Here is a 13,182-nt window from a genome sequence, read left to right as displayed (position 1 = left end):
AGCATGATCCCGAAAAGTTGCAGACTTTTCGGATAAGATCATGCGAAGAAACAAAGAACTAGAGCAGGACGACCGTCCTGCTACCAGCCGCGTCAACTGTCCCATCGGACAGGTGACGTATATTAGCGCGACTGCGAGTATCCCTGCGAGAACGATCGGGGGATCGCGCCATGATAACGGCCCACGTAGTCAATGCGCATAACAAGCATCTTTACGAAAACGAATTCGACGAGTTTCTGCGCCGGCGGCACGACTTCTTCGTGCACCAGAAACATTGGCGCCCTCCGAGCCCGGACGGTCGCGAGCTAGACCAATTCGATACCGACGCGGCGACTTACCTGCTTGGTATCGAAGATGGTCGCGTGGTGACCTCGGCTCGATTGATCCCAACGAGCGAGCCGCACATGGTCTCGGAGGTCTTTTCTCACATGTGCGAAAAATCGGGCGTCCCAAGGCGCCCCGATTGGGCCGAATGGACCCGCACATTCGTCGTTCCCGATAAGCGAACTGCTGGACTGAGGGGCACGCTGACGCAGCTGTGCTGCGCAGTGATGGAATACGCTCTCGACGAGGGCCTCAGCGCCGTCGGCGGCATCCAGGAAACCTACTTCATGCCCCACCATGGCGCGCTGAAGTGGCGCGCCGAGCCGATGGGCATGGCCAGGGAAGAAAACGGCGAATGGTACATCGTCGCGTATATCGAGGTGAATGAGGCGGCGCTGGCGAGTGCGCGTAAGATACTTGGGATCGAGCATTCGTTGCTGGTTCGGCGGGGGATGCAGATGCCGTTTATGGAAGTTCCACGGATTAGGGCGGAGTGCGACGTTTCGGAGAGTTTCTGAAAACCCAAGTTGGTTGAGCTGAGTATCACCGGCGCAAGGATAATTGTCACTGGCCAAGGATATATCAGGTACAGAGCTCTTTCGAATTTAGGATTGCGAACTACTTAACTCTATTGGGAGGGACAAATGACTGTGACACGGCCGTGCGCTTCGGCGCATTGTAGCGGAGCTGCTCCGCAAATAAATACGATCTGTAAGGCGCTTAAGTGGCCTGTTAGTCATCCAGTTGAAACGAACGACGCAAACGGCCCGTGCGTATGTTCTTGCTCATGTCTTGCGTTTGGAACCCCGGTTCAGGTCGCAGAAGATGAGTACAGGGCAATCGAAGCGTTCAGAGTCGGAGATTCCGTGCTTGCTACCGGCAAGGATTTGAAGTGGCGTCATTCGAAAGTAACGTTTAGTCAGGGAACTACGGGGGCCTCGCGTCAAAAGTACGCGGTTGTTGTTGTCTATAGGGGGACAGGGTTAGTAGTAACCAGCGATCATGTGTTCCTGATGTCTGATGGTAGTTTGAAAACCGCTGACAGACTGGCGCCAACCGATGAACTAGTAAGCCCAACCGGACAACCGGTTGAGATCGAGTCGGTTCACATTGGGGACTACGTGTCCGGGTTTCACCACATTGCAACAGTAAAGAAAGAGCCAAACAAAAACCTTGATCAGCACCTCTTAAATACGAATGGGGTTGTGAGCGGAGATTATAGTCTTCAATTGTTCTACAAATCCGGAGAAGGTCATCATTTGATGGCGGACGGACATGAGGATCTCCCTATCGTCGGTTCGGCCGAGTACAGGAGGTTATACGGTGAATCTTCGCTTTCCGCCCCAAGATTGCGGGGCAAGGATATGATCTTGCTAGAGAAGAATATTCCGGACCCGTTTTCGGGACAGTTCATCTCTGCGGAGGCGATGAAGCTTTCTATTCCCGAAGACGCCGCTAGCTTTATTTCGGAGGAGGAGGCTGAGGCCCGCCGCGACGATCCAAAGCGCGAATTTAATGATCCAGCAGCTCGGGAATGGACCGAGGCATTAATAAATTTCTATCAATCGTTTTTCCCGCAGATCTCGTTCCAATTTAATTGGGCCGACAATACCGTGAATGCATATGCTTGGGTACAGAATGGGGTACGCTACGTCGCAATCCTTGGCGGCTTGGTCAGAACTCCCGCCATCGAGCTGGAGGGCATTTCCCTAGTCCTTGCGCATGAGCTGGCCCACCACTACGGCGGGAATCCGACGTTTCCTGGTGGACTGTCATGCGAAGGACAGTCTGACTACTACGGCATGCTGGTCAACATGCGTAAGGTATGGTTTGGTGATCAGTACATCGCGGTGGCCGGCAAAGCGATTGCTCAGATGGCCGATTTTTTCGGGGTTCCGAATTCACCAAACATACCAGGCGGCCACGCTGGGTGCAATCATCCTGAAGGAAGCTGTCGAATTGCTACTTACTATGCTGCAGTGAACCTGCAGCCGAAGCCGGGCTGTGCATCCTGAATTCAAGAGTGACGTTGTGCGATTATTTCATAGTTGCCGGACCTTTGTGACCCGCCGCAGGGTTGCGAAAGCGCTTGGCATTCCTGCTGGGTATGTCAACAATTTCGTCTTTTCGAAGTTGTCTGATGAATCGTTTGTGGAGCATGTCCGTGTTTGCAGTTCTGATGACTTGCTACTTCGAACGCTTACACGTAACCATAACCGAACGGAAAATTGCAACAAAATCCCTACCTGGTCGGGGAAATTGTCTGCCTTATCTGATCAGAAAGGCTTTGTAGATGAAATCGAGCAAAAACTTAGGTTAGAGATTTGCGCGCAATGTAGTAATCGAAAATCCTGGGGCCCACGTGGGCTCTCAGTAGATGTGTGTGGGCTCTGCGGGTGCGTTTTGAAATTTAAGTCGAAACTTGCGTTTGAACGCTGCCCAGACGTTGCGGCAGGAATATGGGGTCGATGGCCGCCAACACGTTCATAGTAAGACATAACGGCAGGCGGTGCTTTGTTCCGCCCTGCGACGAATGGGACGTGCTTACAGAAGGCGGGGTACTGGTGGCGTGCGTTTCAAAGATTGAGGGGATCGATCCGGTCAAAGAAGTTGGCATCGAAACAATGGTGACAGGTGTAGTATTGCCTTATCATGCCGAAGGCCCCGCTGGCGAAACTGTCTTGTCCCTAAAGCTGGTTGCTGGGCATGAGGGCCAAGGGTCGTCTGGAAGCTCTGTCGTTTAGCGGCAGCGTGTTCACGCGGGGCGGCGCGAGAGATTCCTGGGTTGGAAGCTAGCAAGCTCTATTGCCGATAGTGTCAGCTCTCCACCAAAGCCCACGTAAGTGCGAGACATCGCCTGCCAGGGCCGCCTTCGGATGGCGTCAGTCGTATCATTACAATCTACCAGGACGGCCCGAATAGCTAAAATCAGCGGTATTGTCTTGAAACACATCTTGGCAAATTCCGCTCACCACCCCGACCGCTTTTCCAGTTTGGCTGAGCAACGGAGCACCGGCGCTCCCATTTGCTTGGGCCGAAGAAGTGGACGCCATCATCTCCAACGCGTACGCGAATTCCCGGCCGCTTCTTGCCAGACACGGAGGTGGCGCGGCGATCGTGGGACCGGCATCGGGATCAGCCGGGGCATATCGAAGCAGAATCGTGGCGAGCAAAGGTCGCAGATCAGAATGATGCAGAGTAGCTCGCAGTAACTCGGCTGGATCCGACGAGCTCTCCAAAGCAAGCGGCTGCCTACCTAGAATGGGGGAGGTTGGCCGCAAAATTGCTATGTCGTTCCCTGTGTCAAGCCCGACAAGTTCTGGCAAGTTGGCGCTCGGAAGATCCGAGATCCTAGACAGTTCCCACCTTAGTGGGGCTGATGGGCTGCAGCTAGTATTTACGTAGTCCCAATAGATCTTGGCATCGAAGGGTCGCGAAGCCGATATCCCTCGGCCAAAGCTACCATTGACACAGAGAGCAGAGGTTGCCACTGCGGTATCCGTGCCAGAGATCGTCAAAAAGCCGGTGCAGAAGTTGACTGCAAAATTGTTTGTTATAGATGACCATCTGATCGCTCGAATTAACCCAATGCTGGCGGCTGACGTCGCGAGTTCCGGGCTAAATTGGGAATAGAACGGGTCGTTGACGACACACGGGAGGTCCACGAAATCTTTCGGTATGTCATACTTCATATGAATTGGTGGAGCTGGTGCCGTGCCTGACGGTACAGAAGTCCCATGCAATATGGAATCTGTATCGGGCAACAATGCGGTTGGGTCACCTGGCCACGCCACGTTCAGGATGCGCACTATCTCGAAACTATCCGGGATGAGCTCCGCAGGTATGCCGTCCAAGATGATATATACATGCGGCCCTCGAAGAGCGTCAGTGAAAGCGAACTCAGTATGGTCAGGCGACTGCTGCCTAAGGCGGGACTCTCGACCATCTTCATCAACTATGCGGGCGAATGGAATCCAGCTCGACCGACCATTGAAACAGATGATCGCATAGTCGCTAATTTGAGTGTTTATCTTTGTGCCAAAGACGACCTTTCTAGCGTCATCGAGAAAATAAGAACCACCTCTGTTGCTTTTGATCATTTTCTGAGAGGGCGCTTCTGCAGTAATTGGCAGCCAAATAGTCCTGTTGCTTGTAGCGACGCCTACAACGCTAACGCCTCCTGTTGCGACCGCGCGCTCTCGCTCTAGGTTAATCTCCACTGTTTTTTTGTCAAACGAAAGCCGCCAGTTCGAATCTGTTCCTTTAAGACGGTTTAGAAGGTCCGACACTGAGGGTGTCGCAGAAAGCGCCCCTGACGCTTCAGCCGCTACTGCCGACAGCGCAAAGATGACAACAAACAGAAATCGTCGCATTGCAGTTCCCCTTTTTAAATGGAACTATGATCTGATAAATGGAGATACGCCCTTTCCCTTAGGCGATGAATCGAAGAATTGCTCCAGCCCATTCACCTATCACAAATTGGTCTACAAGCAGTATGCCAGTTGACAACTATATCTGCCAGTGTTTTCTTATCGTGCATAGAACCTCGGTGCACTTCTGCCTGTGGCCGCTGGGAGCATGATAATGACTCGAACGTTACTGCGAATCGCAGCGATTGTGTTTTTGGCTGGGCAACTTTCGTTTTCCTTCTTGGACCCGTTGTTTGGTTCAGATCTGTGTGAATGGGTCAAGACCGACCCGAGTAGCACAGATTTCGGCTGCAAATCGGGTTACAAATTGTCTGGAGTACAGTATATTTTTGGAGGGCCGGCAGAAATCAGCGTGTATTGCTGCTCGACGAGCTCGCTTGAAAAATGTACTCCTAACGACACCTGCCATGTAGTGAATCCCGAGGTGAATAAAATCTGCCTCGTTGAGGGGCGTAGCGGCCAATATATCTCTGTGACTCCCAAGGGTGGGGGCGACGTTTGCCTTTGCAAATGTGGATAGTTGACGAAAATTCTGCCCCCAAAACATGCCCTGCTCAGAGGCTGCGGTGACGAGCACGGCAAACAACCTGACCGGCCGCGATCATCCGCGCCGCGTTACGCCAATTTCGCACAATGTCCCTCCGACCGGCGAGCTCCGCATGTTCGCCTGTTGCTCGCCGAGTTCATTACTAGCGTTTGATTTTGTGTTCCTGATATGTTCTAATGAGTGCGCAAAAGCGGACCCGCGAATTCATGGGCCGGCGGTTTGGCAAAAGAGAATTCTGGCTGGGGAACCTGGATTCGAACCAGGACTAACGGAGTCAGAGTCCGTGGGTCTACCGTTAACCTATTCCCCAGCAGGCGCTTGTCGCGCAGGGTGGGCCGCCAGGCAGCCGCGCGGCCCTTGTAGCCGCCGCCGGAAAATAGTCAACCCTGTGTCTAGGTTCAATCGTCGTCTTCCCGCGCCTTCAATTCTCGCTGCGGCTGTATTGCGAGTGCTCGAAAAACAGCACCACACCGAGCGCGATCAGCAGCGGGATGATCAGGTAAAACAGCCGGAACACCAGCAGCGCCGCCAGCACGCCGACCTGGTCCATGTGCGACAAACCGGCGAGGAACACCACCTCGAAGACGCCGAGCCCGCCTGGCGCATGCGAGATCTGCGCGATCGAGAACGACACCAGGAAAACGCCGAGCACGACGAAATAGCCGGGATTGCCGGTGGCGGGCAGGGCGAAGAAGATGATCGCCGCCGCCGCCAGCAGCTCGATCGGGCCGACCAGCAATTGCCGCGCCACGATCGGCAGCGCCGGGTAGTGCAGCTGAAAGCTGCCGATCCTGAGTGGTCTCAGATGCAACCAGCTGCCGAAGACATAGGCCGCCACCACGAGCAGCATGGCAAGGCCGGCCGCCTGCGCCAGCCGGTGATGCGGCGTGCCGGAAAACCGGTCGATCACCTCGGGCTCGAGCAGCAGGACGATGCTTGAGACGAACAGTGTCGACAGCACGAAGGTGATCCAGCAGATCGCCACCAGAACGCCGACATCCTGGCCGGTCAGGCCCTTGGTACCGTAGGCGCGGTAGCGGACCACCGCGCCGGAAAATACCGATCCGCCGATATTGTGCGACAGCGCGTAGGTGGTGAACGAGCAGAAGGTGACGAACAGCCACGACACTTTTTTGCCGATGTGCAGCAGCGCGATGTGGTCGTAGCCCGCGAGCGAGGCATAGGCGACAACCGAGCTCAGCGCCGCGAGCACCCAGCCGCGCGCCGGGATGGCGACTATGCCGTCCCAGACATCGTCGAGCGAGATGCCGCGCAATTCGTGCAGCAACAGCCACAGCGAGAACACCACCGCGGCGACGCCGATGACGGGCCAGAAATAGCGGCTCCAGTTCATTGCCTGACGATCATGCGTTGCAGCCCGTACCCGGTATCCGGTTCGCAGCAGGAAAACCGCCCGCGGTCCCGAATGGTTCATTTCAGAAATGCCTCATTGAAGCCGGCTATTCAACCGGGAAGGCGCGTTGCGGCGCTGGCGTCTTTCCTTCTCCCACAAGAAGGGGAGAAGGGATCCCCAACGTCGTCGCCTTCATGCCGTCGGCAAAATTCGGCCCTTGCACTCTTGGTGATCCGGCCCGGCGCTGATAGTCTGGCCGCAACTTGAACATGTAAAAGCGCCTGCTGCGTCCGGTCTCCGGTTCGCGCGGCGCCGGAAGGAACGACAGTGGAAGACCACGAAGCCGGCGCTGGTGCGCCGGAAGTGGGCGTGTCCAGGGGTTCGCCGCCGCCATCCGGTCAGGCAAACCCAGCCGCCGGACGCTACGGCCGTCAGGTGCAGCCCCGGTCCGGCAATGGACAGGCTGGCGACACGTCCCACGATCACAAGGGTCAGAACGGCCCGCATCAGAACGGCAAACCCAAGAAGCGGCGCAAGCGGCGGCGCGGGCGCAAGGTTTTCGTACGCGACGAAGCTCGTCCGGTGATGACAGGCACTTCGGTGCCCGCCGCCGGCGGGGCCCCGGCCGCTCGCCAGCCCCAGCCGGCGGCTTCGATCGCGCCGCAGTCCTCGATCGCGCAATCGGCTTTAATCGCGCAATTGCCTCCAGCCTTGCCAAGGCCGGGGCAGGGTGCCCGCACGCCGCCACCGCTGCAGGAATTGCCGGTGTTTGCCGCGCTCGATCTCGGCACCAACAATTGCCGCCTGCTGGTCGCGGTGCCGACGCGCCATGGCCAGTTCCGCGTCATCGATGCCTTCTCGCGCATCGTCAGGCTGGGCGAGGGCCTTACCGCCAATGGCCGGCTTGGCGAGGCTGCAATGGACCGCGCGGTCGAGGCGCTGAAGATCTGCGGCGACAAATTGCGCAACCGCAAGGTCAGGAAAGCCAGGCTGATCGCCACCGAGGCCTGCCGCACCGCCGCCAACGGCGTCGAGTTCCTCGAACGCGTCGAGCGCGAGGCCGGCCTGAAGCTCGAAATCATCGACCGCCAGACCGAGGCGCGGCTGGCGGTGTCGGGCTGCGGCTCGCTGGTCGAGCGCGACACGCAAGGCGTCGTGCTGTTCGACATCGGCGGCGGCTCGTCCGAAATCGCGCTGATCGACCTTACCGGCCAGCGCTCGCCAAGGCTCGCCAACCATATCGTCTCGTGGACGTCGCTGCCGGTCGGCGTCGTCTCGCTGGCCGAGCGTTTTGGCGGCCGCACGGTGACGCGCGAGATCTTTGGCGCCATGGTCGACGATGTCGCAATGCGGCTGCGCGCCTTCGACGGGCGCGACCGGCTGAGCCACCTCCTGTCCAGCCCGAAATTCCATCTGCTCGGCACCTCGGGCACGGTGACGACGCTGGCCGGCGTCCACCTCGATCTCGAACGTTACGACCGCCGCCGCGTCGACGGGTTGTGGATGGATCGCGACAGCGTCGACCGCATGGTCGAAAAGCTGGTCGGCTGGGATTTCCAGCAGCGCGTCGCCAATCCCTGCATCGGCGCCGACCGCGCTGACCTGGTTCTGGCCGGCTGCGCCATATTGGAGGCGATCCGTGCCGTCTGGCCGTCCGAACGGCTGCGTGTCGCCGACCGCGGCTTGCGCGAGGGCATACTGAGCGAGTTGATGGCCGATGACGGCGTCTGGCGCAACAGCGGGCGGGGCAGAGCATGATCCCGAAAAGTGACTACCGGTTTTCGGACAAGATCATGCTCAAACAAGTAATCAAGCAATGACCAAGAAACCGGAAAGACCGAGCTCCGCCGGCATTCGCGTGCTGAAGACGAAGATCAAGAAGAAAAGCGGCCTCAAGGAATCGTCGCGCCGCTGGCTGCAGCGCCATATCAACGATCCCTATGTTCAGCGTTCGAAGGCCGACGGCTATCGTTCGCGCGCCGCCTACAAGCTGATCGAGATCGACGACAAGCACCATCTGCTCAAGCCCGGCATGAAGGTGATCGACCTTGGTGCGGCACCCGGCGGCTGGTGCCAGGTCGCCGCCGCACGTACCAAATCTAACGCGGAACACCCGAACGTCGTCGGCATCGATTACCTGGAGATGGACGCGGTGCCGGGCGCGCCGGTGCTGCTGATGGATTTCCTCGATCCGCAGGCGCCTGAGAAGCTGGCCGAGACGCTGGGCGGTCAGCCGGACATCGTGCTCTCCGACATGGCCGCACCCACCACCGGCCACAAGCGGACTGACCACATCCGCACCATGCATCTGTGCGAGGTGGCGGCCGATTTCGCGCTGTCGGTATTGAAGCCGGGCGGACATTTCCTCGCCAAGACGTTTCAGGGCGGCGCCGAGAACGAATTGCTGGCGAGACTCAAGCGGAATTTCCGCTCGGTCCATCACGTCAAGCCGCCGGCCTCGCGCGACGAATCGGTGGAGCTCTATCTCTTGGCGAAAGATTTTAAAGGCGGAAACGGCACGGCGTGAAAATCGCTCTGTAGCTGTCCTGCCGGACATCTCCCCCACGAGGGGGGAGATTGGCAGCTTCGGCGCGCCGCCTAATCCTGCAACGCTGGAGATTGGTGAAAACCGACATCACGTCCATCTCCCCCCTCGTGGGGGAGATGGCCGGCAGGCCAGAGGGGGGCGCTGTCCCTCCGGCGTCCGTAAGCACGAGGAAAGGTCAACTCCCCGGCGGGCTCACCGGCTCCAGGGTCTTTGGCGGTGTCAGCCGGCCATGTCCAGACACGGCATTGCCGGCGTCCGGCGCCAGCCGCATGAACGACAGCGAGGCCGCCGCCGACACCGCCGCCACGATGAAGAAGGCGGTGTGAAAGTCGGCCAGCGTCAACGGGCCGCCATGGATCGTGGTCGACACTTCCAGGATGCCGCCGGCCAGCGCCACACCGAGCGCGATCGCCAACTGCTGGAACACCGCCGTGATCGGCGTCGCCTTGCTGGTGTCGGCGGCCGAAATCTCGGCGTAGGCAAGCGCGTTGATGCCGGTGAAGAACATCGAGCGGATGAAGCCCCCGGCGAGCAGCATGGCGAGTATCAGCCCATAGGGCGTGTCGGGTGTGAACAGGCCGTTGATGGCGATTGACGCGGCAGCGATGATCGAGCCTGAAATCAGCACCCGGCGGAAGCCGGCGACCCTAAAGATCAAGGCGGTGACGAATTTCATGCCTATGGCGCCGATTGCCGAGACGAAGGTGATCATGCCGGACTGGAACGGCGTCAGCCCGAAACCGATCTGGAACATCAGCGGCAAAAGAAAAGGTACGGCACCAATGCCGATGCGGAACAGTCCGCCGCCGAGCACCGACGAGCGGAACACCCGATTGCGAAACAGCTCGAGCGCCAGCAGCGGATTCTTGGCGCGGCGCGCGTGCAGCAGATAGAGCACCGCCGACGCCAGACCGACGGCCACGGTGACAAAGCCGGCAGCGGGCGGAAGAGCCGGCAGGCTGACCACCGACAGGCCGAACACGATGCCCGATGCCGCCAACCCGCTCAGCACGAAACCGGTGAAATCGAGCGGCGGCGTCTGCGCGGCGTCGGTCTTTGGCAGGAAACGCGTGGCCAGCCAGATCCCGATCAGCCCGACCGGCACGTTGATCAGAAAAATCCAGTGCCAGGAAAAATAGGTCGTGATGAAGCCGCCTACCGGCGGGCCGACCAGCGGGCCGACCAGAGCCGGGACGGTCAGCCACGACATGGCGGCAACGAGTTCGCTTTTCGGCGTCGCGCGTACCAGCACCAGACGCCCAACCGGCGTCATCATGGCGCCGCCAATGCCTTGCAGGAAGCGTGAGACCACGAAAGCCGGCAGCGAGTTGGAAATGGCGCACGCGACCGAGCCGACGATGAACACGGCGATCGCGCCACGGAAGACATTCTTGGCGCCGAAGCGGTCGGCCATCCAGCCGCTGATCGGAATGAAGATCGCCAGCGATACCAGATAGGCGGTCAGCGCCAGCTTGAGCGCGATCGGGCTGCTGTGGATGTCGATGGCGATCGCCGGCAATGATGTCGCAATGACGGTCGAATCCATGTTTTCCATGAAGAGAGCGACCGCCAGGATAAGCGGAATGGTGCGGTTCACGATGGATCCGGCCTTGAAATGTGCGTCGCGATTGCTTGCCGGCCTTGGGGGCCAAACCGACAGATAGGGCGGTTATCATGGCTTGGCCCGGATGTCGCATTAATTTGCCGTCACGTTTGTGCGACCGCAGGTCGTGCAGCACCTGCGGCAAATGCAGCTTTGCCACTACACAACCATCGGCTTTTCAACGGCGACGGGACGTGTTACGAGCCAGCGCCAATCCTGAAAGGGAAGAAGACGAGTCGGCGCTGTCCATCAGGGCGAGCGCCTTTCCTGCATTCCGAGGGCTGGCCATGGCAAAAATCATCGAGACGTCCACCGGCGCATTGGCGCTGACCTTTGACGACGTGCTGCTGCAGCCGGGTCATTCCGAGGTCATGCCCGGAGAGACCGACATCCGCACCCGCATCGCCGGCGACATCGACCTCAACGTGCCGATCCTGTCGGCCGCCATGGACACGGTTACCGAGGCGCGGCTCGCCATCGCCATGGCCCAGGCCGGCGGCATCGGTGTCATCCACCGCAATTTCTCCCCGGCCGAACAGGCCGAGCAGGTGCGGCAGGTGAAGAAATTCGAATCCGGCATGGTGGTCAACCCGGTCACCATCGGTCCCGAGGCGACGCTTGCCGATGCGCTGGGCCTGATGCGCACCTACAGCATTTCGGGCATTCCGGTGGTCGAGAACGGGGGCGCCGGCGGCCACACGGTCGGCCGGCTCGTCGGCATCCTGACCAACCGCGACGTCCGCTTCGCGTCCGATCCAGCGCAAAAGGTCTATGAGCTGATGACCCGCGAGAACCTGATCACGGTCAAGGAGAACGTCGATCAGGACGAGGCCAAGCGGCTGCTCCATCAGCACCGCATCGAGAAGCTGGTTGTGGTCGATCGGGACGGCAATTGCGTCGGGCTGATCACGGTCAAGGACATCGAGAAGTCGCAGCTCAACCCGCACGCCACCAAGGATGCGCAGGGGCGCTTGCGCGCCGCCGCCGCCACCAGTGTCGGCGATGACGGTTTCGAACGGGCCGAGCGCCTCATCGACGCCGGCGTCGACCTTCTGGTGATCGACACCGCGCACGGTCATTCGCAGCGCGTTCTGGATGCCGTGACGCGGGCCAAGAAGCTGTCCAACTCGGTTCGCATCCTGGCCGGCAACGTCGCCACCGCGGAAGGCACCTTGGCGCTGATCGATGCCGGCGCCGACGCGGTCAAGGTCGGCATCGGACCAGGCTCCATCTGCACCACCCGCATCGTCGCCGGCGTCGGCGTGCCGCAGCTCTCGGCAATCATGTCGGCAGTCGAGACGGCACAGAAATCGGGCGTTTCGGTTATTGCCGATGGCGGCATCAAATATTCGGGCGATCTCGCCAAGGCGCTGGCCGCCGGGGCCAGCGCGGCGATGATTGGCTCGCTGCTGGCCGGCACCGACGAGAGCCCGGGCGAGGTCTATCTGCATCAGGGCCGCTCCTTCAAAGCCTATCGCGGCATGGGTTCGGTCGGCGCGATGGCGCGCGGCTCCGCCGATCGGTATTTCCAGGCCGAGGTGCGCGACACGCTGAAACTGGTCCCCGAAGGCATCGAAGGGCAGGTGCCGTACAAAGGACCTGTGTCTGGCGTGCTGCACCAGCTTGCAGGCGGCCTGAAAGCCGCTATGGGTTATGTCGGTGGCCGCGACCTTGCCGATTTCCGCGAGCGCGCCACTTTTGTGCGGATATCCAATGCCGGACTTCGTGAAAGCCACGCCCATGACGTCACGATTACCCGCGAAAGCCCGAATTATCCTGGCGGAGCCTGATCGCCATGCGTCTTGGCGCAATCTGGCGGCAATGATCCTGCGGCTGTCGCGCCACGCGGCCGCACTCTGTGTCGCCACAGTGGCGGTTTTCATCATCATGACGGCGATGGAGTTCCTCTATTTTCGCCGATTGAGCGGCGGTCTGCCGTCGCTCGACATGCGCTATGCCGGTTTCACTCCGGATGAGGGCATGGCCTGGCTAACGGCTCTCGGCCGGCGCGGCAGCGAGATTATCCTCGTCTGGCATTACCTGACCTTCGACCTGCTGTTTCCGGCGCTGCTGTCGCTGACGATGGTCAGCCTGATCCTGGCCACGGGCCGGCGGCTGAAGAATTTCCATGCACTGCCTGCGCAAACGCAGGCGACATTCGCAGCTGTGCTGGTGCTGCCCTACACGCTCGCCGACTATGCCCAGAACATCGCCGTGGCTCGTCTTTTGTCCGATTTTCTGTCGGCCAATCCGGATTCGCTATCCTTCGCCTCGGCGCTGATCGTCACCAAATTCGCCCTGCTGGCGATACCAGTGACCGTCATTGCGGCCTTCATTCTGATGGCTCAGAAACGGCCTTGAAGGCTGGGTGACAAC

The 13,182-nt window shown here is 59.5% G+C and carries 9 protein-coding genes and 1 tRNA gene; 7 read left to right on the top strand and 3 right to left on the bottom strand.

All coding sequences use genetic code 11. From position 1 onward, the window contains the following. The first annotated feature begins 170 nt into the window (after positions 1–170). The 3 genes from NKI79_RS15110 to NKI79_RS15100 all read left to right on the top strand — a co-directional run bounded on the left by NKI79_RS15110 (position 171) and on the right by NKI79_RS15100 (position 4,532). Positions 171–842, top strand: a complete 672-nt coding sequence (locus NKI79_RS15110; RefSeq protein ID WP_352802403.1) for an acyl-homoserine-lactone synthase — start codon at positions 171–173, stop codon at positions 840–842. Between the two features lie 348 nt (positions 843–1,190). Next, the gene (locus NKI79_RS15105) at positions 1,191–2,339 is read left to right on the top strand and encodes a hypothetical protein (protein ID WP_352802401.1); all 1,149 of its coding nucleotides are present in this window, start codon (positions 1,191–1,193) and stop codon (positions 2,337–2,339) included. 1,722 nt (positions 2,340–4,061) lie between these two features. Then, entirely contained in the window at positions 4,062–4,532 is a 471-nt protein-coding gene (locus tag NKI79_RS15100; protein WP_352802399.1) for a hypothetical protein, read from the top strand. A gap of 1,005 nt (positions 4,533–5,537) precedes the next feature. Here the strand turns inward: NKI79_RS15100 and NKI79_RS15095 are convergent. Together NKI79_RS15095 and NKI79_RS15090 are read right to left on the bottom strand one after the other, a co-directional pair. After that, positions 5,538–5,611 (bottom strand) — tRNA-Gln (locus NKI79_RS15095). A 111-nt stretch (positions 5,612–5,722) separates the two neighbouring features. After that, positions 5,723–6,655 (bottom strand): lysylphosphatidylglycerol synthase domain-containing protein, encoded by a 933-nt coding sequence (locus NKI79_RS15090; protein ID WP_352802659.1) that lies wholly within the window; start codon positions 6,653–6,655, stop codon positions 5,723–5,725. A gap of 327 nt (positions 6,656–6,982) precedes the next feature. Between NKI79_RS15090 and NKI79_RS15085 the strand changes: the two genes are divergently transcribed. Both NKI79_RS15085 and NKI79_RS15080 read left to right on the top strand, forming a co-directional pair. Then, on the top strand, positions 6,983–8,413 hold the full coding sequence (locus NKI79_RS15085; protein ID WP_352802397.1) for a Ppx/GppA phosphatase family protein: 1,431 nt from the start codon (positions 6,983–6,985) through the stop codon (positions 8,411–8,413). Positions 8,414–8,471: 58 nt separating this feature from the next. After that, positions 8,472–9,182: an RlmE family RNA methyltransferase gene (locus NKI79_RS15080; RefSeq protein ID WP_352802395.1), complete on the top strand. Its 711-nt coding sequence runs from the start codon at positions 8,472–8,474 to the stop codon at positions 9,180–9,182. Positions 9,183–9,378: 196 nt separating this feature from the next. Here NKI79_RS15080 and NKI79_RS15075 read toward each other — a convergent pair whose 3' ends face one another. Next, entirely contained in the window at positions 9,379–10,800 is a 1,422-nt protein-coding gene (locus NKI79_RS15075) for an MFS transporter (RefSeq protein WP_352802393.1), read from the bottom strand. A gap of 293 nt (positions 10,801–11,093) precedes the next feature. Here NKI79_RS15075 and guaB point away from each other — a divergent pair, with 293 nt between their 5' ends. Together guaB and NKI79_RS15065 are read left to right on the top strand one after the other, a co-directional pair. After that, positions 11,094–12,596 (top strand): IMP dehydrogenase, encoded by a 1,503-nt coding sequence (gene guaB / locus NKI79_RS15070; protein WP_254817518.1) that lies wholly within the window; start codon positions 11,094–11,096, stop codon positions 12,594–12,596. 31 nt (positions 12,597–12,627) lie between these two features. After that, on the top strand, positions 12,628–13,167 hold the full coding sequence (locus tag NKI79_RS15065) for a hypothetical protein (protein WP_352802656.1): 540 nt from the start codon (positions 12,628–12,630) through the stop codon (positions 13,165–13,167). The last annotated feature ends 15 nt before the right edge of the window (positions 13,168–13,182 follow it).

Source organism: Mesorhizobium sp. M0340 (genome assembly GCF_040321535.1).
GTDB lineage: Bacteria > Pseudomonadota > Alphaproteobacteria > Rhizobiales > Rhizobiaceae > Mesorhizobium.
The sequence above is the reverse complement of the archived record's forward strand: the minus strand, read 5'-3'. Positions and strand labels throughout refer to the sequence as shown.